This is a genomic window from Rivularia sp. PCC 7116 (assembly GCF_000316665.1).
Lineage (GTDB): Bacteria > Cyanobacteriota > Cyanobacteriia > Cyanobacteriales > Nostocaceae > Rivularia.
Window position 1 is genome coordinate 3,189,555 of record NC_019678.1, and the last position, 26,826, is coordinate 3,216,380.

Here is a 26,826-nt window from a genome sequence, read left to right on the forward strand (position 1 = left end):
ATTCTTAATAAAATCTCTTGGCTAACGTCATTGTTATAGGTGCCCAGTGGGGCGATGAAGGAAAAGGAAAAATAACCGATTTACTCAGCCGCTCCGCAGATGTTGTCGTGCGTTACCAAGGTGGGGTAAATGCAGGACATACAATTGTAGTCAAAGGTCAAACCTTTAAGCTGCACCTGATTCCTTCTGGTATTTTGTATCCAGATACTAAGTGTATTATTGGTTCTGGAACTGTAATCGATCCGCAAGTTTTGCTGGCGGAATTAGATCAAATAGAAAGTTTAAATATTTCTACAAGCAATTTGTTAATTTCCGAAACGGCACACGTTACGATGCCGTATCACCGATTGATTGATAAAGCTTCGGAAGAGCGAAGGGGTAGTCATAAAATCGGTACTACAGGTAGAGGTATCGGTCCGACTTATGCTGATAAGTCCGAGCGCACGGGTATTCGGATGTTGGATTTAATGAACCCTCAAGGGCTGCGCGAACAACTAGAATGGACGATTAATTACAAAAACGTCATTCTAGAAAAGCTTTATAACTTACCACCAATAGATGTTTCTGCTGTAATTGAAGAATATTTAGGATACGCAGAGCGCTTGCGCGAATACGTTGTCGATACTTCCTTGGAAATTTACCAAGCGATTAGAGAACGAAGAAATATCTTATTTGAGGGGGCACAAGGTACTCTCTTAGATTTAGACCACGGAACTTATCCTTTTGTTACTTCCTCGAACCCAGTAGCCGGTGGGGCTTGTGTTGGAACAGGTTTAGGACCAACTGCCATCGACCGAGTCATCGGTGTCGCTAAGGCTTATACCACTAGAGTTGGAGAAGGACCGTTCCCTACCGAACTTTCTGGAGAAATCGGAGAGCAGCTATGTTCTGTCGGGGCGGAATTTGGTACAACTACCGGACGCAAACGGCGTTGCGGTTGGTTTGACGCAGTTATTGGTCGTTACGCGGTACGCATCAACGGTATGGACTGCTTGGCAATTACTAAGCTAGATGTTCTTGATGGACTTAAAGAAATCAAAGTTTGTGTCGCTTACGAAATTGATGGCGATACCCCGGAGGGGTCTAGCTCCGCTAATCGCACCGAACATTTTCCTACCAGTTCCAGAAGATTCGCACGGTGTCGCCCGGTTTACAAAACTTTACCTGGATGGCAGCAATCGACAAGTGATTGTCGTAGTTTAGAAGATTTGCCGCCACAGGCGCTCGATTATCTGAAATTTTTGGCAGAATTAGTTGAAGTTCCGATTGCGATTGTTTCCTTGGGTGCGAGCCGCGATCAAACAATAATTGTTGAAGATCCAATTCACGGACCTAAGCGAGCATTGCTACAAGCTGATGGTACCCCTGTTTCTTTAGAGACTGTATAAGGTACAATGTTTTCTTTGTCTGTATATTTTTTAGAGGTGCAGCTTAAAAGACTGCCCAGCTTCAACTGTAAACTGACCCGTAATTAATTAAAACAAAACTATGGAAATGACGGTCGAATGTAAAAAACGACCAGAAGGAAGCAAAACAAAGGCTTTGCGTCGTTCTGGAGAAATTCCTGCCAATTTATATGGTCATCAAGGCACCGAATCAATTTCTTTGGTAGTTGAGACGAAAACAGTCGAACGCTTGCTCAGAAAAGCTTCGGTTAACAATACCTTAATTGATTTGAAAGTTGCCGATATTCCTTGGGAGGGACAAACCTTATTACGAGAAGTTCAAGCCCATCCAGCTACAGGAAAGCCTTATCATCTCAGCTTTTTTGCTGTTGCAGGTCACGGTAAAATGACCGTAGAAGTACCTTTCAACTATGTTGGAGACTCAGTTGGGGTAAAACAAGAAGGCGGTATATTAGATACTGTAATTACTCAAATGCAGCTAAACTGTCTGCCAGAGAATATTCCAGATTCGATTGATATTGATGTTAGTAACTTGCATGTTGGAGACAGTTTACACGTTAATCAAATTGTGTTGCCTAAAGGCGTAACATTAACAGCAGAATCAGAAGAACTTGTTGTTAGCGTTTTACCTCCTCAAGTCAGTGCAGCTACAGAAGATGAAGGTGAAAGTGAAGCAGAAGGCGAGCCTGCAACTACTTAAGCAGTAATTTATTACATTAAGATACCAGGGGTTGAACTCCTGGTTTTTTTGTATATATAAATAAGTTAAAGTTGTAGGCTTATAAGCCAAATTAAAAATGAGTAGGGTTTCTATTCAGGCAGTAATTGAACAGATGATGCATCCAGGGCTTTATCCCCATGCAGTCTCTGAGCCAATACAGTTGATTCAAACTCACTGTTCTTATGTACTATTAACAGGTGATTACGCTTATAAACTGAAGAAGCCGGTAAATTTAGATTTCTTGGATTATTCTACGTTAGAGGGGCGCAAGTATTTTTGTGAAGAAGAATTAAGATTAAATCAAAAAGCAGCAGGCGAAATTTATTTAGAAGTTGTTGCGATTACCTTTTCGGATAATAAGTATCAGTTTGGAGAAACGGGCGAAACTGTAGAGTATGCATTAAAAATGCGCCAGTTTCCTCAAGAAACGCTGTTTAGTGAAATGTTTGAGTCTGGGAAACTTGAAGAACAACATGTAGCAGAATTGGGAAAAGTAGTAGCCCAGTATCATCAAGGCGCTGCAACCAGCGACTATATCAGTTCTTTTGGAGAAGTATCTCAAGTGCGAGCCGCATTTGATGAAAATTACGAGCAAACAAAAAAATATATTGGTGTAGCTCAAACTCAGCAACAGCTTGATGAAACAAAATATTATACAGACAAGTTTTTTCGCGAACGCGCGGAGTTGTTTGAAAGTCGGATTGTCAACAAATCCATACGAGAATGTCACGGTGATTTGCACTTGAGAAATATTTGTTTGTGGCATTCGCAAATCATGCTATTCGACTGTATTGAATTTAACGAGGCATTTCGTTATGTCGATGTTATTTATGATGTAGCATTCGTAATTATGGATTTAGAAGCGCGAAACCGCAAAGATTTAAGCAATATTTTTTTAAATAATTATATAGAACAAACAGGAGACTATAAAGGCGTGCAATTATTGCCTTTATACACCAGCCGACAAGCTTATGTGAGAGCAAAAGTAACTTCATTTTTACTTGACGATCCAGATGTACCCCCCTGTGCAAAACAGCAAGCAAGTTCAACTGCTGCTAGTTACTACAAGCAAGCTTGGGAATATACCAAACCAACTCAAGGACAATTAATTTTAATGTCTGGTTTATCAGGTTCTGGTAAAAGTACTACAGCCCGGTACTTAGCTCAAAAAATTGCAGCCGTTCATTTGCGTTCGGATGCAGTTCGGAAGCATTTAGCAGGAATTCCCTTATTGCAAAAGGGAGGTGATGAATTATATACAGCACAAATGACTCAAAAAACTTATTCCAAGCTTATGGAATTAGGAATTATGTTAGCTCGTTTGGGTTTTGCAGTCATTTTGGATGCAAAATACGATAAGCAACAATTAAGAGGTAAGGTAATTGAAAAAGCAAATCAAAACCAAATACCCTGGAAAATTGTTTACTGTACTGCACCAATGTCGGTGTTGCAAGAACGTATTCTCAAGCGTAAGGGTGATGTAGCAGATTCTACTGCCGATTTGCTACCATCACAAATGGAAGCAGCGGAACCATTTACCGACTTTGAAAAGTTATATCTTAAAATTTTAGATACAACTCAATCGCGAGATGCACAATTAAAGCAAGTAATTAGCCAATAGCCGAATTATGGCAAAAAAAAGTTTTGGTAATATTTTACCTGTCTCTCAAATCTTTATCTCTCAACTAATATTTGGAACGTTTTTGGCATTTATATTTTTCCTCTCTTCTGGAAGAGTGGAACTGAGTGTCTTCCTAGGAGTATTAGGTGGGTTAGGATTAGGTTTATTTACAACATCCACCAGAAGCGGTCCCCATCCCGAAACTGTAGCATCTTCCGATGGTGTAGATGCTGGGCTTAAATACTGGTTATTTTTCTTACTCAGCTTTTTACTTTTAGGCTACGAAGCACCCATAAGTATTTTGCTTGGCGGATTAGCTGGTTTAAGCGGAGGCTTTATTTTTGCTTGGTGGGGAAGCAAGGAACCAACTGTTACTAAAGTATCAAGTCAGATTCAGCGAGATACAGATACTGAAGACGAGTTAGTTTCTCCTTCTCAGAGAATTAATTCGCAGCGATCTAGAAGACCTACCCGCCGTTACCGTCGAAATCGTGGAATCAATATTAAGTTTTGGGAAAAGTAACCGCAAGTTGGTTGTTAACAGTTAAGGGTTAGAAGTTAATCATTAAGAAGTAAAAGCAGTATTGCGAGCAGTTATTCATTCAAAACTTGTATCTTGCTCTGCTTGTCAAAAACTGTTTGTTTGTAAAAGCTAGGTTATAAATTCAAAATTGACTTTGTGACAAACCAATTTTGAAGCTTTTTTGCTTCAAATAGCAGCAAGCAACTCATAATTATTATTTCTTGATTTTTAACTTCTAAATCCTAACTTATAACTTCTAACTAACTACTCATAACTTACAGATTCATGTTCTTATATCTTTCTAAACTATTACCCTTATTTTTCTATCCCCTTGGGTTTGCTTGTATTTGTAGTTTTTTAGCGTTTCTATTGATTTGGAAACGACCGCGCACGGCAGCGTTTTTTATTGCATTAGCATTATTTGTATTGCTTTTTAGCTCTAATGCTTGGGTTTCCCGGTTTCTAGTACGTTCTCTAGAATGGCAAAATATTCCATTGGCAGAAATTCCCCCAGCAGAAGCAATTGTAGTTTTGGGTGGTGCGACTAAATCTGCTTACGAACCGCGAACAAATGTAGACTTAAGCGAAGCTGGGGATCGCGTTCTTTATGCGGCTCAACTTTACCGGCAAGAAAAAGCGCCTTTAATTATTGTTAGTGGTGGTCGTATAGATTGGCGGGGTGGTGGTACACCAGAATCAGAAGATATTGCCAAATTACTTGTATTTATGGGGGTTAAACAGCAAGATATTTTACAAGATCCCGATTCACTTAATACTTATCAAAACGCTGTAAATGTTAAAAAGATTCTTTTAGAGCGTAATATAGACCGGGTAATATTAGTAACATCAGCGATGCACATGCCGCGTTCCTTAGCAATTTTCAAACATCAAGAGATTGAGGCTATTCCCGCGCCTACCGATTTTTTAATTGCTGAAGGTGAAATTAAAGAATTAGCTAGCACTCCTAAAGGAGCAATTTTAAATATTTTGCCAGACAGCAAAAATCTCGATAATTTTACTATTGCTTTGAAAGAATATATTGGTATGGTTATATATCGTTTGCGAGGTTGGGTTTGATTAAGTTAACAGTGAACAGTTAACAGTTACCAGTGGGTTAATAGTAACCACTTAGCAGCAAGCAGTTATCTAACAATTAGGCTAACAATTAAGTTTTATAAATATGTCTCAAGAATTACAAAGAATAGTTCCATCTGGTTCATATCAAATAGAAGAAACTATTGCTGTTAATGAAACTACACATAAATTCTACCGAGAAGTTGAAGTGCGCTCGGAATTTAGTCGTTATTGTCAATGGTATTATGATACGGCTAAAAGTAATCGTGAAGAACTGAAAAAAATGCGCGGCGAACTGAACATATTTCATTGGTTTCGCCGCAGAAGCTAAATTTGGGTTATGAGATTTTTTCTAGCTCTGTAGTACGTAAGTGAGCTTTAAACTTTTTAGTAAACTGCACTTGAATGGGTAGGTTTGCACTAACCGGTCTTCCTTGCCATTCGGTAGCAATATTAAATACTTCCCCTTCTAAGCCTTTGATATCAAAAGCCTCACCGCGATGTTCGGGGTGATGATAAATTACTACAGATTCAACTACACGCACGCGATCGCCAACATTCATATCACTATTTGCATCTAATTTTTGGTTTTCCACAACTGTCGTCACGGCTATCCCTCAATGAATTTGTTTTTTATCAAAATATAGACTGCTTGCCACCTTAAATTTTGTTTTAGCTTTAGTTTTAGCTTTATAAATGCGGTATAGAAGCCCAATACAAAACTCTTCTCACATGAAAGCAAGAGTTTCCATCTCTATATCTTCACTCCAAAAGTTTACTTTGGTCAACTAGTACAAAGGTGAAAGGTTAATAGTTGGGAGTAGCAGTTAGTAAGTAGTGAAGAACCTTTCGTCTTCTCGCCACTCCCTGTCTCTTCAATAAGGAGGACAAACTCCCTGCACTTGCTCGGGAAGTTGCTTACAGGTTGTATTAAATGATTTAGGCTGAATTAGCCACCATGCAAGCAATCCTAATGCTGTACCTGCGATTAATAGCAGTAATACTATGAATAGTAATACTAATGGATTGCGCGATCGCTTTTTCTCTACGGGTGCCGAATCATTGACTGCAACGGGTTCATCATCGGAAAGTCTTAAGTCTAATAGCGCTTGGGAACTTTCTGCTAATTCTTGTTCTTTTTGTTCTTCTTCTGGCAATACTTCTATATCAGATGCTTTAGGACTTACTATTGCTAAATAATCTGGAATAACGCGACAATGAGTAATTACTATCGAAATATTGTCATGTCCGTTTTTTTGATTGGCTAATTTAATCCAGGAATCAGCAGCTTCTTGGGGGGAAACTTCACCCGTTAATACCGGTAAAGCATAATCGCGCCAGTAATGTTCGACTAAATTGTTATCGCTTAAACCGTCGGAACACAATAGCAATATTCCATCTTCTTCTAAAATAAATCGTCTGACTTGGGGGTGAAGAAATTCACCTTCTTTGGTACCCAAAGCTTGAGTTAGGGCAGTAGCATCGGGACGTTGTAATGCCTTACGATACAGGCTACGTCCGTGAAGTACTTCTCGCTTGGCAACATCATCATCAACCGTGAGTAACTGACAATAGTTGCGAGTAATCCAATAAGCCCGACTATCTCCAACGCTTGCTAAATAAAGTTCGCAGGCATTTTCCGAACGCCAATTAGCCGTAGTAGTTACACTTTGCGGTATCTGTACCGACATTACCAGCGTTGTAGCCATCCGCTCTCTTTTTTCACGTCTTTGCTGGTTATTAGCGTTACAGATTAAATTGTTTACCACTCGCAAGCTGGCTTCAATTTGCTGTTTTAATAAATCTGGGGATACGATTTCCGATTGCTGTGCGACTTCAGCAAGTAAAGCCTTAATTTGCAACTTCGCTGACTGTACGGCTAATGCGGAAGCAACTTCACCACCTTCATGTCCGCCGATACCATCACATACAAGAGATACTTTGGGTAATAAAGAGTCTTCTTTAGCATCTTGAATTGCCGGAAAACAATTATCTTCGTTTCTGGTTAATTGTTCTCCTTTATCTGTAATTCCAAATACTTTCAAAGTTAAAGGTAATTCTGCTGCTGCTGATAGCAATATTTGGTTAAGTTTGGCTTCAATAGCTTCAAAATCAACCACACCGCTACACATCTGCTTGACAAGTTTTTTTAATGGGCTGTTAACTTTTGTGTGAGAAATAGCCACAATTGGTTGCCAACATTCTCCTAACAACTGTAAAGATGAGAGTACGGTGGGATTTTCGATAAGTTCGACTAAACGCACGCACCAGCCCTGTACGCGCAAATTTTCTGGAACTAATAAACTACCCGCAACCCCCAAGTCAGATAAAGGTTTCCATAATTCTAGAATTTGCCACAACCAGTAAACTTGTCTGACAGCAGTTGCATGTTCCCATATATCGGTAATTGCCGGATGCAGGCTGCCTTTCTCGTTAATAGGTGCATTTTCTAGCAATAGGATTTGATCTTCACTGTCTTGAGGCAAGCGTGTAAAACCGTAGACATGAGGAACATGCAACTGATATTGATGTAAACGTAAATAGGGCAGAACATCTATCGGTAATTTTTCTTGTGTTTCAGGTACAACTATGGGTTGAGTATCCAGCCAAATTTGAGGTGAAATGACTTCATAGCGAGAAGCAATCTTTTCTCCTGGCTCCAAATTATATTTTTTAGAATCTACTGCCCAAACATATCTGTAAACCAAAGGTGTAAAACAATTGGCGCAAAGGCGATTGCCTACAGTATTAATAGGATCGGTACAGTGGGGATTCGTACAATAAACTATCCTTTGAGTAGAAATCATCAGGTATAAATTCCATCAATTAAAATTAACACGTAAATTTAAGTGACATTTAGCAGCCAAAAAATTTTAGCTTCGACTAGACTAAGTGAGTATACTTTTTACTAAAAGTTTTTTATTAGAAGTAATCAAAATTTACCGTAAAAAGAGCAACTTTAAATTTTTTAGCTTTCAGAAAATTTTATCCACGCAAGTGTATTTAAATTTAGTACCGCGAAGCTTAATTAAATCTTGACTTTTGAAGTAATTAGAAAGCTTGCAGTTATAAATAATTACCTTTCATACTTGATAGTTGAGCCTTCTTTGTACTAGTCACTGCGAATCAATTTATCCTGAATGTAGATTTTAGGATGTTATATGCCCTTTACGACTTTAATTTGGCTGATAGCGGGAGCGTGTTTCTGTTTGTCGGAATTGTTTATTCCCACTGCTTTTGTCGCTTTTATGATGGGCATTAGCGCCTTTATAGTCGCGCTATTGTCTTTAACATTGGGAATACCTTTATGGCTGCAAGCATTTAGCTGGTTGCTACTTTCGGCATCATTAATATTGCTTACCCGTAAATATATTTCACCACCACGACGCAAATCAAAAATTCGGGATGCAGTTTCGGCGGAAACGATTACGGAAATACCAGCTGGTAGAACGGGACGAGTTTTATACGAAGGCAATTCTTGGCGAGCGCGGTGTGACGACGAACACGCTTTTATCGCTCCCTATCAAAGAGTTTACGTAGTTAGACGCGAAGGTACAACTTTGATTGTCATGCCCGAAAATATCTTGCATTCTTAGTTCTCGTTAATTCAAGTATTTGATGTTGGTGTTTGATTTTCATGTTTGAGGTTGTTGTTTAATTTTCATGTTTGAAAAATATTCAAGAAAAACTAGGAGAAAATAAAAAGACAATGGAACAATTATTTTTACTAATATCATTAGCTTTAGGTGGTTCTGCTTTAGCTGGCTCCGTGAAAATTATTAATCAAGGAAACGAAGCATTAGTCGAAAGATTGGGGAGCTACAACAATAAGTTAGAACCCGGACTTAACTTTATGATTCCTTTCTTTGATAGAGTTGTTTTCCGCGAAACTAATCGAGAGAAAGTTATTGATATTCCTCCCCAAAAATGTATTACCCGCGATAACGTAGCCATTGAAGTTGACGCTGTAGTTTATTGGCGCATTGTTGATATGGAGAAAGCTTACTACAAAGTAGAAAATCTCCAAGCAGCAATGGTGAATTTGGTATTGACTCAAATTCGTTCGGAAATGGGACAATTAGAACTCGACCAAACTTTTACTGCTCGTACCGAAGTTAATGAAACTTTATTACGGGATTTGGACATTGCCACAGATCCTTGGGGTGTAAAAGTCACCCGTGTAGAATTGCGCGATATTATTCCTTCCAAAGCAGTACAAGACTCAATGGAATTACAAATGTCCGCAGAAAGAAAAAAACGGGCAGCAATTTTGACATCAGAAGGTGAAAGAGAATCAGCGGTAAATAGTTCCAGGGGTAGAGCAGAAGCGCAAGTTTTGGAAGCAGAAGCCAACCAAAAAGCCGTAATTTTACAGGCAGAAGCACAAAAAGAAGCTACCGTACTTAAAGCGCAAGCAGAACGCGAGCAGCAAATACTCAAAGCTCATGCGATTGCTCAATCATCAGACATTCTCGCTCAAAAAATGAAAGATAATCCTAAAGCCCAGCAAGCATTAGAAGTATTGTTAGCTTTGGGTTACTTAGAGATGGGAGCATCAATCGGACAAAGCGAAAGCGCCAAAGTCATGTTTATGGACCCCCGGACAATTCCCGGAACTTTAGAAGGTATACGTTCTATCGTCTCTGAAGCCCAGGTTGATGGGGTGAATGGTAATGGGTAGTGGGTAAATTGGGAGAGGGGGAAGAGGGGGAAAGGAGACAAGGGGACAAGAAGATAATTATTAACTCCTAACTCCTAACTCCTAACCCCTAACCACTAACTCCTAACCACTAACCACTAACATTTAACAAGCTTCCGCCTGACATTTATCGCACAAACCGAAAAATTCTAAGGTGTGGTAGAAGATTTTAAAATTTTGGTTGGTTTCTAGTTCGGTTTCTAGTTGATGAACCGGACATTGTTCGATAGGAATTGACCTACCGCACTGCAAGCAAGTTAAATGATGTTTGTCTTGCTGCACTAAGTTATACAGCGCTTCACCATTAGTTAAAGTTCTTACCTGAACTAATCCTTCGAGTTTTAAAGCTTCCAACGAACGATAAACTGTTGCTAAACCCATACTTTGATTGCTATTACGCAGTTCTATGTATAGATTTTGGGCGGAAATGCCTTGTTTGATGGATTTGAGCAAGTTTAAAATCCGCTCTTGGCTGCGGGTGCGTATGGGTTTCATAAAATATAACTATTTAAAATAACAGCAACGCTGGAAATTCTATTACTACGTCTACTTTTAATTTACTTGAATGAGAAGGAGAATATCATTTCCCTTTAGTCACCTCAGAAAGATATAGTATACCCAGAGCAGCATTGGGTGAGATTAAGTGCCAATTAAGTACAAAGCTAAAATTTTTGTAACTCTTCGTCCTTCTGTTTTAGATCCTGCTGGTGTAGCAGTACAATCCGGGTTGAAGCAGATGGAATACAACAATGTCGAACAAGTAAGAATTGGAAAATATATCGAATTGACGATTACCGCTGATTCCGAGAATTCAGCCCGTCAAGACTTAGACAAAATATGCGACCAAATGTTAGCAAATCCCGTGATTGAAAACTATCGCTTCGAGTTAACTGAAGTGGAATCTGTTATTGGGGCAGTTTGAACAGTGAACAGCGAACAGTGAACAGTGAGCAGTCAGAAATTGGGTATTGGGCATAGGGCATGGGACATTGGTAATTGGATTTCTTCCTCTCCCCCTCCCCTCTCTTCCCCCTCTTCCCCCTCTTCCCCCTCTCCCTCTATACCTTTAACCTTTGACCTTTAACCTTTAACCTGATAATGAAATTCGGCGTTGTTGTTTTCCCCGGTTCTAATTGCGATCGCGATGTTGCTTACGTGACGCGAGATATTCTTGAGCAGCCAACTCGTATGGTTTGGCATCAAGATACCGATCTTTCCGATATTGATGTGGTGATTCTTCCCGGTGGTTTTAGCTATGGGGATTATCTACGTTGCGGTGCTATTGCTCGCTTTTCCCCGGTAATGTCTTCTGTTATCGAACATGCACGGCAGGGTAAATTTGTCTTGGGTATCTGTAATGGTTTTCAGGTATTAACTGAGTCGGGACTGCTACCTGGCGCTTTAATTAGAAATCGAGATTTGCATTTTATCTGCGACAGAATTCCTTTAAAGGTTGAGCGAAACGATTTACCTTGGACGCAAGGTTATCAAAGCTGCGAACAAATAATTTTACCCGTGGCTCATGGTGAAGGGAAGTTTTACGCTGATGATAAGACTTTAAAAGAATTAGAAGATAATAATCAAGTTGTATTCCGCTACGAGGGTGAAAATCCTAACGGTTCGTTAAAAGATATTGCGGGTATTTGCAATCGTGACGGTAATGTGTTGGGAATGATGCCGCATCCGGAGAGAGCTTCCGATCAAATGTTAGGAAATACTGATGGGTTGAAGTTGTTTGAAGGGTTGTTGGAAAAGATTTTAACTACGGTTTAAGTTTAGATCGGATAGTTAGACGTTGCATTGCAGCGTCTTTATATTACGATGAAATCAGATGTTAATTTCATTCATGGTAATAGTTATATAAGTTTATGGTATCAGTAATATTAATTTATTATTTCTAATTTGATAGGGCAATATTAGTAAATTAATCTCATATTTTTATAGATTCCTTAGATCGTAAACATATTTTTAATGAGCAAGTCAGTTGTAATTAACCTGGGAAATGGTGATTTACACAGAGGATGCGAACAAGTGACGGCTCAATTATGGGTTCAAGGTCATCCTCTTCCAGAACAATTTGTCGGCTCTTTGCCACCAGCACCACATTTGGTGGAAATGTATAAACGTTGGCAATTTATGTATCAGAGTTTTTACGATTGCCTAAATTTACGTTCGCTATCTTTTGAAGATGATCAAATAGAAATCGATGAAAATGATGTAACTAATATCTCCGATGTTAGCTTTGAAGATTTATCCAAGCATTTACGATTGAGTATTAATAACTGGCTCAAATCTGAAGAGTTTTTGAATATTGAATATAAATTACGTTCTGCATTAAGTCCTTCAGAAGAAATCCAGGTAGTTATTCAAACTAGCGATTTATGGCTGCGACGCATACCTTGGTGTTGGTGGGATTTTCTCTATGATTATCCTAAAGCCGAAATAGCTCTTTTTAGACCGGAGTATAGAAGAACTAATGTCTTTTCCCAGTCGAGATTGATTAAAAATCAAGTCAGAATCTTGGCTGTTATTGGTAACAGTATTGGTATTGATTTAGAAGCAGAAAAAACGTTTCTGCAAAACTTACAAGATTCAGAAGTCAAGTTTCTTGTTCAACCATCACGTCAAGAATTAAACAGATATCTTTGGGACTCACTTGGTTGGGATTTGCTGTTTTTTGCAGGTCATAGCTTAACTGAGAAGGAAAAAGGAAGAATTTATATTAATGAAAATAAAACAAATAACAGTTTAACCCTCGAACAGTTAGAAGAAGCTCTCAAAGCAGCAATTGAAAATGGTTTGAAATTAGCAATATTTAATTCCTGCGACGGTTTGGGACTAGCTTCGGTGCTGGAAAAGTTAAATATTCCCACCATAATTTTGATGCGGGAGCCAGTACCAAATCTGGTCGCACAACTTTTTTTTAAGTTTTTCTTAGAATTTTTTGCCGAAGAGAAAAATTCTTTATACATATCATTGCAGAAAGCACGCAGGCAGTTACAAGGAATTGAACATAAGTTCCCCGGTGCTTCGTGTTTACCTTTGATTTTCCAAAACCCAGCTATAGAACCACCTAATTGGATAACTTTGGGGGGGATACCACCTTGTCCTTATCGGGGATTATTTGCTTTCAGAGAAGAAGATGCAGACCTGTTTTTTGGACGAGAGCAGTTTAGTTACGATTTATTAAAAGCTGTAAAAAGCAAAACATTTGTCGCTGTAGTTGGTGCGAGCGGAACCGGTAAGTCCAGTGTGGTATTTGCTGGTTTGATTCCTCGGTTGCGACAAGATGATAGTACCGATTGGTTGACTATTTCTTTTCGTCCGGGTAACAAACCCTTTGAAGCATTAGCAATTGCTTTATTACCTTTGTGTTTATCAATTGATTTTTTACAACATAATACAACTACGCCGGAACATGACCGTCATTTGCTCCAGCAAGAACTAACTGCCCGACTAGAATACGAAAGTCAAGCATTGCAAAAAATCGTTGAAGAATTTGCAAAGCAAAATCCTAATAATCGTTTATTATTAATAGCGGATCAGTTTGAAGAACTCTACACCCTTTGTCCCGAGTCAGAAATCCAGCTTTTTTTAGATGTATTATTAGCTGCGGTTAGTTTAGCTCCAGCTTTTACCTTAGTTATTACCTTCAGAGCCGATTTTTACGGTCATGCTTTATCTTACCGTCCATTTAGCGACGCTTTGCAGGGAGCCGTGCTTAATCTCGCCCCGATGAATCAAGCAGAATTGCACTCAGCAATTGAAAAACCTGCAACAAAAATGAAAGTCAAGCTTGAGTATGGGTTACCAAATAGATTAATCGATGATGTATGGGGTGAATTAGGAAATTTACCGCTGCTAGAATTTGCTTTAACTCAGTTATGGCAAAGACATCACAACGGTCAACTCATACACGAAGCTTATACTGAAATTGGTTGCGTCGAAGGTGCTTTGGCTGAATATGGAGAACAAATATATGCTCGACTTTCCCAAGAAGATAGAGAAAGAGCGAGACGGATATTTATTCAGTTAGTGCATTTGTCAGAAGGTACTCAAGCTACTCGCAGATTAGCAACTCGCTCTGAGGTGAATAATTGGGATTTGGTGACTCATTTAGCATCTGCTCGTTTGTTAGTCACAAATCGTAATGATTCCACTTCCCAAGAAACCGTAGAAATTGTTCATGAAGCTTTGATTAGAAGTTGGGGACGTTTAGAACACTGGATACAGATTGATAGTGAATTTCGACGCTGGCAAGAACAGCTTAGAGCTGCAATATATCAATGGGAGAAAAGCGGTGAAGATAAAGGTGCTTTGTTGCGGGGTGTACCTTTAGCAATAGCCAAAGATTGGCAGCAAAAACGCTCCGAAGAACTTAGTGTTAAAGAAAAAGATTTTATTCAACGTTCCCAATTACTTTGCGATCGCGAAATCGAAAATCAAAATCGCAGACGACGATTAACCATTATAGGACTGAGTTTCGGTTTGATTTTAGCCTTGTTTTTAGCTGGGTTTGCTCGATTTCAATGGCAGAATTCTTTAATCAATGAAATCAAAGCTGTTAGCGCTCATTCTCAAGGATTAATTAACTCAAATCAAAGTTTAGATGCGCTTACAGAAGCAATTAAGGCAAGGCAAAAACTTAAAAAGGTAGTTTGGGCAGATGCAAATATCCAGAAGATGGTTGATTCAACACTAAGAAAAGCAGTAAACAGTGCAGTTGAATACAACCGCTTGTCAGGACATCAAACTAATGTTTGGAGAGTGACTTTTAGCCCTGATGGAAATAAAATTGCTTCGGCTTCTTTTAACGGAACAGTCAAACTCTGGGATAAAAATGGTAAATTGCTTCAGACTTTTAAAGCACATAATTCTAGTATTAATAATGTAGCTTTTAGTCCTAATAGTGAGATAATTGCCTCCGCTTCTACCGATACAACAGTTAAACTCTGGGATACAAGTGGTAAACTGCTTCAGATTCTAAAAGGGCATACTAGTGGGGTGAACGGAGTAGCTTTTAGTCCTAACGGTAAGATAATTGCCTCTGCTTCTACTGACAAAACAGTCAAACTTTGGATTAAAGACGGTACATTACTTCGGACTCTAAAAGGACATAAAAATAAGGTGAACGGAGTAGCTTTTAGTCCTGACGGTACAATAATTGCCTCGGCTTCTATTGACAAAACAGTCAAACTCTGGAACACAGACGGTACCATCATTAATACCTTAAAAGGACATACTGCTAATGTGAATGAAGTACTATTTAGTCCTGACGGTACAATAATTGCCTCGGCTTCTTCGGATGGCACCGTCAAGCTCTGGAGTACCAAGAATGGGAGTTTGTTAAAGAGTTTTGAACTTCATGACGATATTGTTTCCTCTATCAGTTTTAGCTCTGACGGTAAGATCCTCGCCTCAGCGTCTTTTGATAAGACTATCAAACTCTGGAGTGTCAAGGGTGGCACTTTAATTCAAACTATCAAAAATCATAAAGAAAGATTTACGACCGTTAGCTTTAGTCCTCTTAGCGATGCATCCCCCCAGGGTATTGGCAGAACAATCGCTGCGACTTCTATGAGCAAAGATATCCAACTTTTTAAATTAGACCATTATTTGCAAATCATATTCACTAGTGATAATGAAGTAAGGAGAGTCGCTTACAGCCCGGATGGTATGATGATTGCTTCTGCTAGTGGTAAGAACATTAAACTCTGGGAACCAGATGGAACCTTATTAAAAAATCTTACGGGTCATAGCGATTTAGTTACTGGAATGGCTTTTAGCCCCATTAGCAAAGCGTCTCAAGGGAATATTGGTCATAGAATTGCTTCTAGTTCAGCCGATAATATTATTAAAATTTGGCGGACGGATGGCACTTTGTTGCATACTCTTAAAGGTCATAAATCTGAGGTTTGGGGCATAGCTTTTAGTCCCGACGGTAAGAAAATTGTCTCTGGAAGTTGGGACAAAACACTCAAAATCTGGAAAATTGAGGATACAAACAAACCTATCCTGTTAAAAACCATTACAGGACATAGCGATCGAGTTTGGGCAGTAGCTTTTAGCCCTGATGGTAAGATAATTGCTTCGGCTTCTTTTGATAGCACCATCAAACTTTGGAAACTAGATGGTACCTTGCTGCATACTTTAAAAGGTCATAATGGATATGTTAGGGCAGTAGCTTTTAGCCCTGATGGAAAAACAATCGCCTCAGTTTCTGAAGATAGAACCGTAAAATTATGGAAAACGGATGGTACTTTGGTTCAAACTTTCAAGGGTCATGAAGATGAAGTTTGGGCAGTAGCCTTTAGCCCTGACGGTAAGAAAATTGCTTCTGCTTCTGAAGATAATACTATCAAAATTTGGCAACTAGATGGCACTTTGTTGCGTACTCTCGATAGTCATAAAGGTTATGTTATGGGAGTAGCTTTTAGCCCTGACGGTAAGAAAATTGTTTCGGCTAGTGAAGATAAAACCGTAATTGTGTGGAATTTAGAACGTATTTTAAGTGATAATTACTTAGTTCACGGTTGTAATTGGGTGCGCGATTATTTGACAAATAATCCTGATGTTAGTGAGAGTGAGAAAGGTATTTGTGATGGGGTTGGGGATTGAGTAATGAGTAATGAGTAATAAGTAATTGCAATGTCTCTACATAATTGGTTTTAAATCAAATACGAATCCAGGTTAAATATTTTTAACCGATAGGGTTTTTGGATTTTATAAATTTGCACCATTTGGTAATTTAAAACCAGTTGAAGAATCAAAAGCTTTACCTAAATTATTTTTACGAGTCCAACCTTGGAGTTGATATGCAATTTCAATATTGCGGTTTCCGGTTTCTCCGACCGTTGGTGACATTATTAATAATTCCCCTGATGCAGTGCGTTCAAATTTCCATTCTTGATTTTTTTGACATAGTTGCCAAAATTGTTCGTCGGTTAAGTCGATTGTTAGTCATAGGGTTGATTCGGTATTGATTAGTGAAGTGTTCATGTTAAGATACTCATTTTTCGGGTTATTTAGGAAAAGCATGACCTCGATAAATTTGTTTAGAATTTCTGGAGATACTAATCCAATTAAGACCTTGTAAGCGGTTTGTTAAGTTAGAAATTGTAACCCCAAGTTCATCCTTTATTGCGTACAAATGTTTCCATTTAGTTAAATCCCGCCCTCTTGATACTTCTTCCAATTTAAATTTAGGCATAAGTAAACAACTAGCAAAATATTGAGCTTGCCATTCAATTCCTTTTTGAGCAGTAACACTACGACATAAAAATGGTTCTATAGTCATTATTATTTCAGAACTCATTCTTTCTTTGAATACAGCAAGAGCATCATGCTCGATGTGAAGCAGCCAGTGACCTATTTCATGAGCAATTGTAGATTGTCCAAAACCACCTTCTAATCCTGGAATTTGGTCGTTGATAATAATTTCTTTTTGAAATGGAAAAATCATTGCTGCAATATACCCTTGATCATCAAAAGGTATAGTTTCCCAAACAATTCCTATATCTAAATAATCAGCAATTGCTTCAGCAAGACAACTTCCTTTTAGGGGACGTTTTCTTGTTGCTTGCACCCTATTTAATATATTTAATGCCAGTTGCTCTATTTCTTGCTTAGATATAAAACGATATGGCTTGATGACATTCAACTCTATTTCTCCTCATCATCTTGAGTCGTTTCTCTCAATAATTCCCTTGCAAATTTGGGTTCATCACGCATTCTGCGAAGTAAAGCAGGCATTTGTTTATACTTTCTTACAAGCTCTTCAAAGACTTCGGCATCTTCGGGGGTTATTCTTCCTGCAAGTCGTCTGAGTTTATCTTTTTGTTCTGCTAAATCCAGTTTTTCTGCTAATAAATCAATAACTTCCTCGCTAGGAGGATAACCCGCATGGTCATTCTCTAATTTAGACAAGTACGTATAGTTAACCCCTACCAATTTAGCTAGCTCGCGTTGACTGTACTCTTTCTGTTTGCGAGCTTGCCGAATGAGTTTACCAAAGCTTTCTTTCACGGTTCTCTTCCTTTAAGTCTAAGAATCATACTCTACCTTTTCTCAATGGTTCATATCTGTAAAATTTTCAATTATGTTGACTAAATTGGTCAAGTTGTGCAATAACTACACTATAGTACATAAGCTCGTTAATCTCTAGTCAAATGAATAAAAAACAACAAATAAACTCAAATCAGCTATCTTTTTCTATCGGTAGACCTTTAGCAGTTCTTTTAGAAGAGGTACAGAATTCAAGTGGCGATACAAATTTGAAACAAGCTGCGGAGCAGATGTTAGAAGCTTTGCATACTTTTGAAATTGCTAATAAACCAGGTGTATCTAAATCAGCTATAACCAGTCAAGCGATTTACGAAATTCTCACAAAATGAATAAAATTAAGAGTTTTTTATGAAAAAAGTTTGGAATTTTGCAAGCTACAATCTGTTGTCTTTGTACTCTCCACCAGTAGGACTCGAACATCTTCATTGTGATATGAAAAGAGGTTTTGCTAAAGCGAGAAAAAAGGAAACAGAAGTAGCAGCACTTTTGGAAAAAGATAATACGGCTCAGACTATAGGTTTGCTGGCACAAAAAGCGGTTTACGAAATTCATCAAGATTCTTCAATTTTTTCTCAAAAAGATGGTCTGAGTCGAATAGTTAGCATTTTGCACTTAAGTAAAGAATCCGATTTAGTTCGAGAAAGGGTAACTCAAATAATTAAAAATTATCTTGAAAATCCGATTCTTCTACACAAAAAAATAATCAAGCTCAGTAGAGGTGATGAGGGTTTTCCCGAACCAATTTTAATTCAGCAGGGTAATTATTTATTTAATTTATATGCAGCAATCGACTGCATTTTCTTAGAAGAAGATAATAGTCTACATATTTTGGATTTCAAAACTGGTAAGTCCGACTTTGACCGCAGACAAGCTTATATTTATTTGTTAGCTGCTAGCTATATTTACCCAGAAAATAAAGCTGTTGCTTCGTTTTATAACTTGGAAACCTGCAAGCAATCAGAAAGAATTACAGCTACACCTGAAACGTTAGAATCTTTTCAAATTACGATGTCTAGGACAGCAAAACAGCATCAAAAAGATTTACGACGTTACCGTCAAAAAACTGGTGATTTTCGAGATATATTTCCCCAAAATCCCGGTATAAGCTGTCGATTTTGTCCTTTTAATTCAATTTGTGAATTTACTATTGAGGGTGCTATATGAAAGGTGCTATGGTTCAACCACGTCCGCAATCTGCTTTAGAAACAAAGTTTTTAAGCGAAATATTACCTTTAATAATTTTAAAAGATTTAACATTGAATTTTATCTGTTTTCGACTTTCTCCGGAAGTAGAGCGAGAAATTGGCAACCGTTTAAGTTGGCGTTTTTGTCACAAGTTTCCAGATGTTATTGTTATCTGGTACAAAAAGCTTTTTTGGGCTTTAGCTAAACCAAATCAAGTAATGCCAAGCCAGAAAGAATGGCGAGAAGCATTAACAGAAATATGTGAAGAATTGAGAAAAGATATCGGCGATTGCGATTATTCTATTCAATGGGTACGTCAGCCGCAGTTAAAAGCTTCTATATTAGCTCAGTTAGCGGTTAGAATAATAAAAATTACTCGTCCTTTTTCATCAAAAATAGCTTTATCAGAAAAACAGGTAGAAGTAAAACGCGAAGCCAATTTTTGGGCTGAAACTATAGAAATAAACAACCAGCTTTTCTCAGCTTTAACAATAACTGTTAAGAGTAATTTTAGTTATAAAGGTAATTTAGCGGAATTTTTTGAAAATCATCCTTTTAGACAAGATCCACAAAAGCTTTTAATCGGTTTAAAGGTTCGGGATATAGAACACAATAGCCTTGCTACAATTACCGGAATTATTGGTAATATTAGCGAACATAGAGAAAGATTAAAAGAAGATGCAACTGGTGCAATTAGCAAGCAAGCATTAGAAGAAGCACCCGACGATCAACCAGTAGTTACCGTGCAATTTGGTAAGAAGAATAAACAATTTCGCTATGCGATGGCAGCTTTACGTCCTTGTGTAACTGCTGAAACTACTAATAAATTTGAAGTAGATTATGGAAAATTACTTAAAGCAACTAAGGTAGCTTGTAGAGAAAGAAAAGAACTTTTAGGGGCTTACAAGAAAGAAGCAAATATAGTTTTAACTAATTATGGATTAAAATTAGGACAAAGTATAAATAGTTCTAGCTATTCACAATTATTTTGGCAACCATTATTAAAGCTTTCAGAAACTAAACTATTATTTGGTAACAATAGAATTGGTATTCAACAACGTATATTGACAGGACTTTCTCAAGGTGGAGTTTATTCCCGTCATGAGGATTACAAAGATCCATCAGATAAAATTAATATAGCTGCTTTAAAAATAGGTAATTTTCAGGTTTCATTTTCTTTTTTAGATGAAGTTGACAAACGTTTAAAACGATATGGTTTTGGAAGTATACGAGCAAAAGAAAATATAAAATCAATCTCTTCAGAAAGTTTTACTAGTATCGAGAGTAGAGTCAATATTGAGGAAGCTATAGATGATTTGATGGAAAGACATCCTGATATAGTTTTAGTCTTTTTGCCTACTAGTGATAGAAGTACTGACGATACAGGTGATAGTCTTTATTCTTTGGTTTACTCGCGTTTGCTAAGACGAGGAATCGCTAGCCAAGTAATTTATGAAGATACTTTAAAAAAAGTTCAAGTTAATAATATTCTCAATCAAGTTATTCCTGGAATATTAGCTAAGTTAGGTAACTTACCTTATGTGTTAGCTGAACCATTAAAAATAGCAGATTTTTTTATTGGCTTAGATATTTCTAGAGGTTCCAAAAAGAAAACTGCTGGAACTATGAATGCCTGTGCGAGTTTAAGACTTTATAAAGAAAACGGGGAATTCAACGGCTATAAATTGGAAGATGCTTTAATAGAAGGTGAAGAAATTCCCCGAAGAGTTTTAGAAAAATTTCTTCCACGAGCAAAATTAAAAGGAAAGACTGTTTTAATCTATCGAGACGGACGTTTTTGCGGTCAAGAAGCTATACATTTAAAAGAATGGGCAGAAGTTATAAATTCTAAATTTGTTTTAGTGGAATGTTATAAATCAGGAATACCTCGGCTTTATAACTGGAATGGACAAGTTATTAAAGCACCTACAAAAGGTTTAGCACTTCGTGTCTCTTCTCGTGAAGTGATTTTAGTAACCACAGAATTAAAATCGGAAAATATGGGTTTACCTCTCCCATTGCGTTTAAGAATTCATGAAGCAGGTCATCAAGTATCAATTGAAGATTTAGTCGATACTACACTCAAACTTACATTACTTCATTATGGCTCCCTTAGAGAACCACGTTTACCAGTACCGCTTTACGGCTCCGATGTTATGGCTTACCGACGCTTACAAGGTATTTATCCAGGTGCGTTAGATGGCGATCGCCAATTCTGGCTCTAACACCCCCAACCGCTAAACTAAAACAAAATCCTCTCACCTCCCCCCATGCTTTCCACCGCTCCCGAATACCAAATTACCTGGGAAAAACTCCCCGAAGACTTTGTTCTAGATAACAAACCCGTGGATAATATCAATCAACCGTTGCTTGCTGCTGCATTAACCGAAAGTTTAGAAATTGCCGGGAAATTACCAGATAATTCTCTCACTTCCAGCAACTACGGAATCTGCGCGACGGTAAATCAAAAAATGGTAGTAAAAGCCCCCGATTGGGCTTATATCCCAAAAATAACCGTATCTCGACAAGAAATAAAACGCAGCTACACCCCGCAACTTCAAGGAGATATTCCAGTTATTGTTATGGAATTTCTTTCCGATACTGAAGGCGGAGAGTATTCAATTAAACCTACTTATCCTCCGGGTAAATGGTTCTTTTACGAGCAAGTTTTAGAAGTTCCTAACTATATAATTTTTGAACCAGATAGCGGTGAAATAGAAGTCTATCAATTAGATGATTTAAAACGGTATCATCTGCAAAAAGCTGATGCTAATAACCGTTTCTGGATTGCTCAAATGCAGCTATTTCTAGGAGTATGGGAAGGTACTAGAGAAAATCGCACCGGTTATTGGCTGCGATGGTGGGATGAAAATCAAAATATTTTATTATGGGGTTCGGAAAAAGCAAATCTGGAAAGTCAAAGAGCAGAACGTTTAGCAGCACAACTCAGAGCAGCAGGCATTGAACCAGAAATTTAAAAAATACCAGCAATTCTAATACGATATAAAAATGTACCGAATTTAGCCAGCGCAGGTTAACTTTGTATTGCTAGCTTCACTCTTCTAGAGTCACAGCTATTATGCCAATTTTTATATCACTAATAAATTTTCTCATTGTTTAACGTCAAGTCTTCCGTCTTAATATGATGAGGTTGGCAAAAATCCAAAGTATTTATGACTTCATCGCAGAAAAAAGACACTTTCCATAAGTGGCGTTTAACACCTGGTTATCTCAGAGAAAAAGGCTCGGATTTACAATCAATGCTGATTTTACTCGGACGTTTTCTCACAGATAGGAGTTCAAAAGATCCTTTACCAGAAAAATCATTATTTTCTGAAGATGGAAAGTTTGAATGGGGAGATACATCACCTTTAGAAAAAGTCATTAATTCTCCAGGAGATTGGGAATTTTTACTTCAGCATCCTCAGATATCTCGCAACTGTATTTTTATTGTTGAACCTTGGAAGCACGTTGGTTTTAACAGTTTATATGAAGAAGTCAGAGCATCTAAAAATGTCGCTTTCATTGCTCAAAAATTAGCTGATTGTGATTCAATTTTATTCCCAGCTTGGGATGTAGGAACCCTCGATTTAAACTCGGTAGTTCCTATTCTGTCTTCCAGTATGGCAGTGATACTAGAAGGTGGTAATGCTTCGGCTCACGATTCCTCTCAATGGAATGATTGTGACTGTTCTAGGGAAGAGATGTTGGCTTTGGTTGAGAAACTTCTCTTATCCCGCTCTCCTCAAAGCGCTCCCGTTATTATGATTTGTGTTAGCCATCAATTAGCAGCAGAATGTCACGTTCGTTTATTAAAACGTGCGGTTCAAGAAATACTTAATACAGATGCTTTAGCTCGCGATGTTGAAGGGGAAGCCTTAATTTCTTTGAAGTCAGTAGTAGAAAAAATTCAGTCACTAGGTAAAAATCTTAAAATTGAAAAGCGAGATGGTAGAATCGTCGCTGAAGGCTGGGATGATGCCAATTTTGCAGTAGTTCTTAACGAAGACAAAGAAATCGGCGATCGCCACTTATTACCTTACCGAACCCCAAATGCTAAAAACTCAATAATTCCCATTGAACTGCTCGAAGCTCATAAAATTATGGCTTACGAACATGAAGGAGTAATTGACAAAATGATTTTAGAACATGGACGTGATGTTGCGATTTCCATGTTTCACTACGACGAAGTTAACGAAGAAGCGATTCTTTTCGCAAACTGGGCTTATATTTCGCTGCACAATGCCATCATTCCCCATCGACATATCATAGCTGGCAGCAGTCTTTCTTGGCTGTTGCAATTACCTTACTCAGTCGAGATTTTAGCCTCAACAGAAGCAGAAGGAAAAATATTAACTGAATGCTCTTGTACCTGCATCAACTATAAAGATTTTGAAACCAAAAAAATGCGTCGCTCTTTTACCTGTCAGTTTCATCCAGAGTTACTCAGCGATTTACGAGAAATTGGTAAACGTCCCGAACCATCTTACACGGAACTAAAGCAAAGCGACGGCACTCGATTATTAGTACAACTACTTTACGAATCAATACAAGAGTGAACAGTTAACAGTTAACAGTTATCAGTGAACAGTTATCAGTTATCAATTATTACTTCTGAGTTAAACATAATAGTACAGGGAAAGACATACAGTTTAAAAGCCCCAACCGACAATCTATTTCCCATATTTTTTGTTCAATTCCCGAAAAACAGATTAACTGCTAACTTTTCGCTGTTTACTGTTCGCTGTTCGCTGTTCACTGTTCGCTGTTTTAACTACGAATTAGGAGCGTCATAAGGTGCGACACCGCTAAACTTAAGTTTTGCAGCACTGGGATTATCGCCGATTTTACGAGCGTTGAAACGCACTTTTTCGCGACCTTCGTTAACCTTCTCGGGGAAGACACCATCAGCCGGATGTAAGTACTGAGTTTCGCCACTAGGATAAATCCGGTAAATTTTATAATCAGTGATTTTCATTTTCCGGAATTGAGCGCCTAAAGCAATGCCGTACTCTTTACGAGCAATTTCCAGCATGTTTTCGCCTTCAAGCATTGTTGCAGCGCCACCAGTAGGCATTTCAAAAACCTGTTGTTTGGGGCTAGTCCAAGTAATCGCGTATTTTTCTTCTTCTACTGCTTTCTTGAGCAAGCCGCCGGTGCTGCCACCAAATAACGGGGTTTGTCCAGAGAGTGTTCCTGCCATAAATATTCTCTCAACGTTTTTACGGCATCCTAACACTGCAAGCGGTGTCATATTGCGATTACGTTAGGAACTTTAACAAAAATTGAGCATGGGCATTGGGTATTGGGTATTGGGCATGGGGCATTGGGCATTGTGAATAACTATTTATTCTTCCCCTCTCTCCCTCTCTCCCTCTCTCCCTCTCTCCCTCTCTACCTCTCCCTCTACTACTTCCTCACCGCCGCAAACAATCTTTCCTCCTGACTTCCTTCAATACTCGGTACGGTAAAGTGAAATTTAGAGCCTTTATCTTTACCAGATGATTCTGCCCAGATTTGTCCTCCCCAGCCTATGACTATCTGACGACAAATTGCTAATCCTAAACCCGTTCCACCCGTGGTGCGCCTTAAGGCTCCTTCTTCTTGATAGAAACGGTCAAAAACAATTTCTAAACGATTCGGTTCTATTCCTCGTCCGGTGTCGGCTACTGTAACTTCAACCATTTGATTTTCGTTACGAATCGCTTTAATAGTAATTTCTCCCTCGGGTGGGGTAAATTTACAAGCGTTATCCATTAATTTGGCTAACACTTCGACTAACCAATCACCATCTGCTCTAACCAAAGGCAAATTTTCTGATATTTCTGCCGATACTTTAGGCAAGCTTTCTATATTGGTACGAGCGTTGATTCTACTGATTGCTAAATCTACACATTCTTGCAAAGTCAAAGTCTCTGGATGCCATTCGATTCGACCGCTTTCTAAATTGGAAAGAGTAAGAAAATCTTGAATTAACTTCCGCATTCTTTCTGAGTCAGAAAGTGCTGTACTCAACATCACTTCGCGCAGTTCCAAAGGCATATCTGGTTCGGTAGCAAGGCTTTCTAAGCACACTTGAATTGTGGAAAGCGGAGTACGTAGTTCGTGCCCGGTAATAGCGATCAAATTGCTACGAGTGCGGTCTAATGCTTCTAATTGCTGGTTAAAATCTTCTAAATTGGCATAGGCTTCAGCTTGAATCAAAGCGGCTCCCACAGAGATAGCTATGGCTTTGACCAAATCTTGTTCCCCTGCTTGCCATTCGTGGGGTTTATCGCCACAATACTGCAATTCTATAATGCCTAACATTCGCCCTTGGAACCATACGGGTTCCATTAACCAAGAACGAATCGAAAAACTTTTGACAAAATCAGCAACTTCTGGAGAATTAGCTACCCGAGAATCTTCAAGAGTATCGGTAACACAAACACCTTCACCGGTTTCTACTACTTCCTGAAATATTGGATTTTTTTGTAACTCTCTAGTTTTTCCTAAAAGTGATAAAACTCCCGAGCTTCGGAATTCGTGTTCGATTACGGCATTCGTGTCTGCCCTTTGAGCGCGATAGATTAAACATCGGCTAGCTGCCAAATTTTGTCCTAACTCCTGTACGGCAACTTCCAATACTTCTCGCGGATTTAGCGATCGCCGAATTGCGGTACTAATTGAATTGACTAAACGTTCTTTTCGTGCTTGTGCGGCAATCGAGCGATAGGCTTTATGTAATTTATATTGGCTGGCTTGTAAATAGGTAACTAAGCGCTGCACGAATGGATTGGTGTCGATGTCGCAAGCATATTCGCTCTTTTCATCAATTACCTTCTGACTATAATTTTCTCCAATACCAAAGCGTTGCCGTGCCTGCTCAATTTTCTCGGCTAATTCCGGACGATAAATAAGTATTTTATCTAATAACAAATCGGCAGCTTTTAAGCTTACACCTCTTTCAGCCGTCCAAATCCCCTCAAATCTCCTTGCTGTGTCCATATCAAGACTTGGAGTTTCTGGGGACATTTCTCTTTTAAGTATGGAAGCAGGATATTCTCGGCAAACTAAGCAAGTCGCATAATTAAAAGCAATAACTACCAAATGCCATTCTTGAGAAAGAGCATCTTGTGGCTCAAAAGCTACTTTTTCATAATATTCTGAACTGCTACTAAAACCAGTTTCTGGTGCAGATAAAACGTATACTTGATTGCTGATTTGCGCCAGTCGTTGATAGCGATGAGCTTCTTGACGGTAAAACCTTTCTCTTTGAAAATTGGCAATTACTAAAGGCTGCTCCATTGTGGCAGCCAAAACCTGGTCTTCCATCGCGTGGGAGAGCGCTGTTAATGAAGCTTTGAAGTATATTTGGGGCCGCAGGTACGTTAGTGCCTGTAGCAAATCACTCAGCACGGAAGTCGAAATGCTCATGAATGTCGTTAAGGAGCCACAATCTGGATTTAAATCCACGTCACAGCTGCATTTTACAAACTACAACGGAGTATCAGATTGAGCATAATGTTGCAATTTGTAAACAATATTAAATAG

At 38.5% G+C, this 26,826-nt stretch carries 23 protein-coding genes and 1 pseudogene; 16 read left to right on the forward strand and 8 right to left on the reverse strand.

Annotated elements, in window-relative coordinates:
- The first annotated feature begins 17 nt into the window (after window positions 1–17).
- From RIV7116_RS12450 to RIV7116_RS12475, 6 genes are all read left to right on the forward strand, one after another.
- Window positions 18–1,388, forward strand: coding sequence for an adenylosuccinate synthase (locus RIV7116_RS12450; RefSeq protein WP_015118653.1), 1,371 nt, complete (start codon window positions 18–20; stop codon window positions 1,386–1,388).
- A gap of 100 nt (window positions 1,389–1,488) precedes the next feature.
- Window positions 1,489–2,106, forward strand: coding sequence for a 50S ribosomal protein L25/general stress protein Ctc (locus tag RIV7116_RS12455; RefSeq protein ID WP_015118654.1), 618 nt, complete (start codon window positions 1,489–1,491; stop codon window positions 2,104–2,106).
- 97 nt (window positions 2,107–2,203) lie between these two features.
- Window positions 2,204–3,748: an AAA family ATPase gene (locus RIV7116_RS12460; RefSeq protein WP_015118655.1), complete on the forward strand. Its 1,545-nt coding sequence runs from the start codon at window positions 2,204–2,206 to the stop codon at window positions 3,746–3,748.
- A 7-nt stretch (window positions 3,749–3,755) separates the two neighbouring features.
- A complete protein-coding gene (locus RIV7116_RS12465; protein ID WP_015118656.1) occupies window positions 3,756–4,271 on the forward strand; it encodes a hypothetical protein in 516 nt (171 codons plus the stop codon).
- 285 nt (window positions 4,272–4,556) lie between these two features.
- A complete protein-coding gene (locus tag RIV7116_RS12470) occupies window positions 4,557–5,348 on the forward strand; it encodes a YdcF family protein (protein ID WP_015118657.1) in 792 nt (263 codons plus the stop codon).
- Between the two features lie 103 nt (window positions 5,349–5,451).
- A complete protein-coding gene (locus RIV7116_RS12475) occupies window positions 5,452–5,676 on the forward strand; it encodes a hypothetical protein (RefSeq protein WP_015118658.1) in 225 nt (74 codons plus the stop codon).
- A 7-nt stretch (window positions 5,677–5,683) separates the two neighbouring features.
- Here the strand turns inward: RIV7116_RS12475 and RIV7116_RS12480 are convergent, their stop codons facing one another.
- Entirely contained in the window at window positions 5,684–5,959 is a 276-nt protein-coding gene (locus RIV7116_RS12480) for a ferredoxin-thioredoxin reductase variable chain (RefSeq protein ID WP_044290904.1), read from the reverse strand.
- 261 nt (window positions 5,960–6,220) lie between these two features.
- Window positions 6,221–8,152, reverse strand: a complete 1,932-nt coding sequence (locus RIV7116_RS12485) for a protein phosphatase 2C domain-containing protein (RefSeq protein WP_015118660.1) — start codon at window positions 8,150–8,152, stop codon at window positions 6,221–6,223.
- Between the two features lie 354 nt (window positions 8,153–8,506).
- Between RIV7116_RS12485 and RIV7116_RS12490 the strand changes: the two genes are divergently transcribed.
- A complete protein-coding gene (locus RIV7116_RS12490) occupies window positions 8,507–8,941 on the forward strand; it encodes an NfeD family protein (RefSeq protein ID WP_015118661.1) in 435 nt (144 codons plus the stop codon).
- A 113-nt stretch (window positions 8,942–9,054) separates the two neighbouring features.
- Complete coding sequence (locus tag RIV7116_RS12495; protein WP_015118662.1) at window positions 9,055–10,026, forward strand: SPFH domain-containing protein; 972 nt, start codon at window positions 9,055–9,057, stop codon at window positions 10,024–10,026.
- 123 nt (window positions 10,027–10,149) lie between these two features.
- Here the strand turns inward: RIV7116_RS12495 and RIV7116_RS12500 are convergent, their stop codons facing one another.
- Window positions 10,150–10,539 (reverse strand): Fur family transcriptional regulator, encoded by a 390-nt coding sequence (locus RIV7116_RS12500; RefSeq protein WP_015118663.1) that lies wholly within the window; start codon window positions 10,537–10,539, stop codon window positions 10,150–10,152.
- 148 nt (window positions 10,540–10,687) lie between these two features.
- Between RIV7116_RS12500 and purS the strand changes: the two genes are divergently transcribed.
- The 3 genes from purS (at window position 10,688) to RIV7116_RS12515 (ending at window position 16,662) form a co-directional block, all read left to right on the forward strand.
- Complete coding sequence (gene purS / locus RIV7116_RS12505; protein WP_015118664.1) at window positions 10,688–10,966, forward strand: phosphoribosylformylglycinamidine synthase subunit PurS; 279 nt, start codon at window positions 10,688–10,690, stop codon at window positions 10,964–10,966.
- A gap of 176 nt (window positions 10,967–11,142) precedes the next feature.
- Complete coding sequence (purQ, locus tag RIV7116_RS12510; RefSeq protein ID WP_015118665.1) at window positions 11,143–11,817, forward strand: phosphoribosylformylglycinamidine synthase subunit PurQ; 675 nt, start codon at window positions 11,143–11,145, stop codon at window positions 11,815–11,817.
- 198 nt (window positions 11,818–12,015) lie between these two features.
- A complete protein-coding gene (locus RIV7116_RS12515; RefSeq protein WP_015118666.1) occupies window positions 12,016–16,662 on the forward strand; it encodes a WD40 repeat domain-containing protein in 4,647 nt (1,548 codons plus the stop codon).
- A 111-nt stretch (window positions 16,663–16,773) separates the two neighbouring features.
- Here RIV7116_RS12515 and RIV7116_RS12520 read toward each other — a convergent pair.
- The 3 genes and pseudogenes from RIV7116_RS12520 to RIV7116_RS12530 all read right to left on the reverse strand — a co-directional run.
- A pseudogene (locus RIV7116_RS12520) lies at window positions 16,774–16,998 on the reverse strand (Uma2 family endonuclease); the annotation flags it as partial.
- A 67-nt stretch (window positions 16,999–17,065) separates the two neighbouring features.
- Window positions 17,066–17,704 carry an ImmA/IrrE family metallo-endopeptidase gene (locus RIV7116_RS12525; RefSeq protein WP_015118667.1) on the reverse strand — a complete coding sequence of 213 codons (639 nt, stop codon included), beginning with the start codon at window positions 17,702–17,704 and terminating at the stop codon, window positions 17,066–17,068.
- Between the two features lie 2 nt (window positions 17,705–17,706).
- Window positions 17,707–18,069, reverse strand: a complete 363-nt coding sequence (locus tag RIV7116_RS12530) for a helix-turn-helix domain-containing protein (protein WP_015118668.1) — start codon at window positions 18,067–18,069, stop codon at window positions 17,707–17,709.
- Window positions 18,070–18,212: 143 nt separating this feature from the next.
- Here RIV7116_RS12530 and RIV7116_RS12535 point away from each other — a divergent pair, with 143 nt between their 5' ends.
- The 5 genes from RIV7116_RS12535 (at window position 18,213) to RIV7116_RS12555 (ending at window position 23,852) form a co-directional block, all read left to right on the forward strand.
- Window positions 18,213–18,437, forward strand: a complete 225-nt coding sequence (locus RIV7116_RS12535; RefSeq protein ID WP_015118669.1) for a hypothetical protein — start codon at window positions 18,213–18,215, stop codon at window positions 18,435–18,437.
- A 19-nt stretch (window positions 18,438–18,456) separates the two neighbouring features.
- Complete coding sequence (locus tag RIV7116_RS12540; protein ID WP_015118670.1) at window positions 18,457–19,272, forward strand: PD-(D/E)XK nuclease family protein; 816 nt, start codon at window positions 18,457–18,459, stop codon at window positions 19,270–19,272.
- A complete protein-coding gene (locus tag RIV7116_RS12545) occupies window positions 19,269–21,518 on the forward strand; it encodes a Piwi domain-containing protein (protein ID WP_015118671.1) in 2,250 nt (749 codons plus the stop codon). The genes RIV7116_RS12540 and RIV7116_RS12545 overlap by 4 nt, the downstream gene beginning before the upstream one ends.
- Before the next feature lie 45 nt (window positions 21,519–21,563).
- Window positions 21,564–22,271: a Uma2 family endonuclease gene (locus tag RIV7116_RS12550; protein ID WP_015118672.1), complete on the forward strand. Its 708-nt coding sequence runs from the start codon at window positions 21,564–21,566 to the stop codon at window positions 22,269–22,271.
- 195 nt (window positions 22,272–22,466) lie between these two features.
- Window positions 22,467–23,852: a hypothetical protein gene (locus tag RIV7116_RS12555; RefSeq protein WP_015118673.1), complete on the forward strand. Its 1,386-nt coding sequence runs from the start codon at window positions 22,467–22,469 to the stop codon at window positions 23,850–23,852.
- Between the two features lie 215 nt (window positions 23,853–24,067).
- On the opposite strand, the gene RIV7116_RS12560 is transcribed toward RIV7116_RS12555, so the two are convergent.
- On the reverse strand, window positions 24,068–24,496 hold the full coding sequence (locus tag RIV7116_RS12560) for a photosystem I reaction center subunit II PsaD (protein WP_044290906.1): 429 nt from the start codon (window positions 24,494–24,496) through the stop codon (window positions 24,068–24,070).
- 206 nt (window positions 24,497–24,702) lie between these two features.
- Window positions 24,703–26,709 (reverse strand): DICT sensory domain-containing protein, encoded by a 2,007-nt coding sequence (locus RIV7116_RS12565; protein WP_015118675.1) that lies wholly within the window; start codon window positions 26,707–26,709, stop codon window positions 24,703–24,705.
- Window positions 26,710–26,826 lie beyond the last annotated feature (117 nt).

What these genes read in the sequence shown, in the direction of transcription:
- RIV7116_RS12455 (WP_015118654.1), top strand. Translation starts at nt 1,489, where the DNA reads ATGGAAATGACGGTCGAATGTAAAAAACGACCAGAAGGAAGCAAAACA.
- RIV7116_RS12460 (WP_015118655.1), top strand. Translation starts at nt 2,204, where the DNA reads ATGAGTAGGGTTTCTATTCAGGCAGTAATTGAACAGATGATGCATCCA.
- RIV7116_RS12465 (WP_015118656.1), top strand. Translation starts at nt 3,756, where the DNA reads ATGGCAAAAAAAAGTTTTGGTAATATTTTACCTGTCTCTCAAATCTTT.
- RIV7116_RS12470 (WP_015118657.1), top strand. Translation starts at nt 4,557, where the DNA reads ATGTTCTTATATCTTTCTAAACTATTACCCTTATTTTTCTATCCCCTT.
- RIV7116_RS12475 (WP_015118658.1), top strand. Translation starts at nt 5,452, where the DNA reads ATGTCTCAAGAATTACAAAGAATAGTTCCATCTGGTTCATATCAAATA.
- RIV7116_RS12485 (WP_015118660.1), bottom strand. Translation starts at nt 8,152, where the DNA reads ATGATTTCTACTCAAAGGATAGTTTATTGTACGAATCCCCACTGTACC.
- RIV7116_RS12490 (WP_015118661.1), top strand. Translation starts at nt 8,507, where the DNA reads ATGCCCTTTACGACTTTAATTTGGCTGATAGCGGGAGCGTGTTTCTGT.
- RIV7116_RS12495 (WP_015118662.1), top strand. Translation starts at nt 9,055, where the DNA reads ATGGAACAATTATTTTTACTAATATCATTAGCTTTAGGTGGTTCTGCT.
- RIV7116_RS12500 (WP_015118663.1), bottom strand. Translation starts at nt 10,539, where the DNA reads ATGAAACCCATACGCACCCGCAGCCAAGAGCGGATTTTAAACTTGCTC.
- purQ (WP_015118665.1), top strand. Translation starts at nt 11,143, where the DNA reads ATGAAATTCGGCGTTGTTGTTTTCCCCGGTTCTAATTGCGATCGCGAT.
- RIV7116_RS12515 (WP_015118666.1), top strand. Translation starts at nt 12,016, where the DNA reads ATGAGCAAGTCAGTTGTAATTAACCTGGGAAATGGTGATTTACACAGA.
- RIV7116_RS12535 (WP_015118669.1), top strand. Translation starts at nt 18,213, where the DNA reads ATGAATAAAAAACAACAAATAAACTCAAATCAGCTATCTTTTTCTATC.
- RIV7116_RS12540 (WP_015118670.1), top strand. Translation starts at nt 18,457, where the DNA reads ATGAAAAAAGTTTGGAATTTTGCAAGCTACAATCTGTTGTCTTTGTAC.
- RIV7116_RS12545 (WP_015118671.1), top strand. Translation starts at nt 19,269, where the DNA reads ATGAAAGGTGCTATGGTTCAACCACGTCCGCAATCTGCTTTAGAAACA.
- RIV7116_RS12550 (WP_015118672.1), top strand. Translation starts at nt 21,564, where the DNA reads ATGCTTTCCACCGCTCCCGAATACCAAATTACCTGGGAAAAACTCCCC.
- RIV7116_RS12555 (WP_015118673.1), top strand. Translation starts at nt 22,467, where the DNA reads ATGACTTCATCGCAGAAAAAAGACACTTTCCATAAGTGGCGTTTAACA.
- RIV7116_RS12560 (WP_044290906.1), bottom strand. Translation starts at nt 24,496, where the DNA reads ATGGCAGGAACACTCTCTGGACAAACCCCGTTATTTGGTGGCAGCACC.
- RIV7116_RS12565 (WP_015118675.1), bottom strand. Translation starts at nt 26,709, where the DNA reads ATGAGCATTTCGACTTCCGTGCTGAGTGATTTGCTACAGGCACTAACG.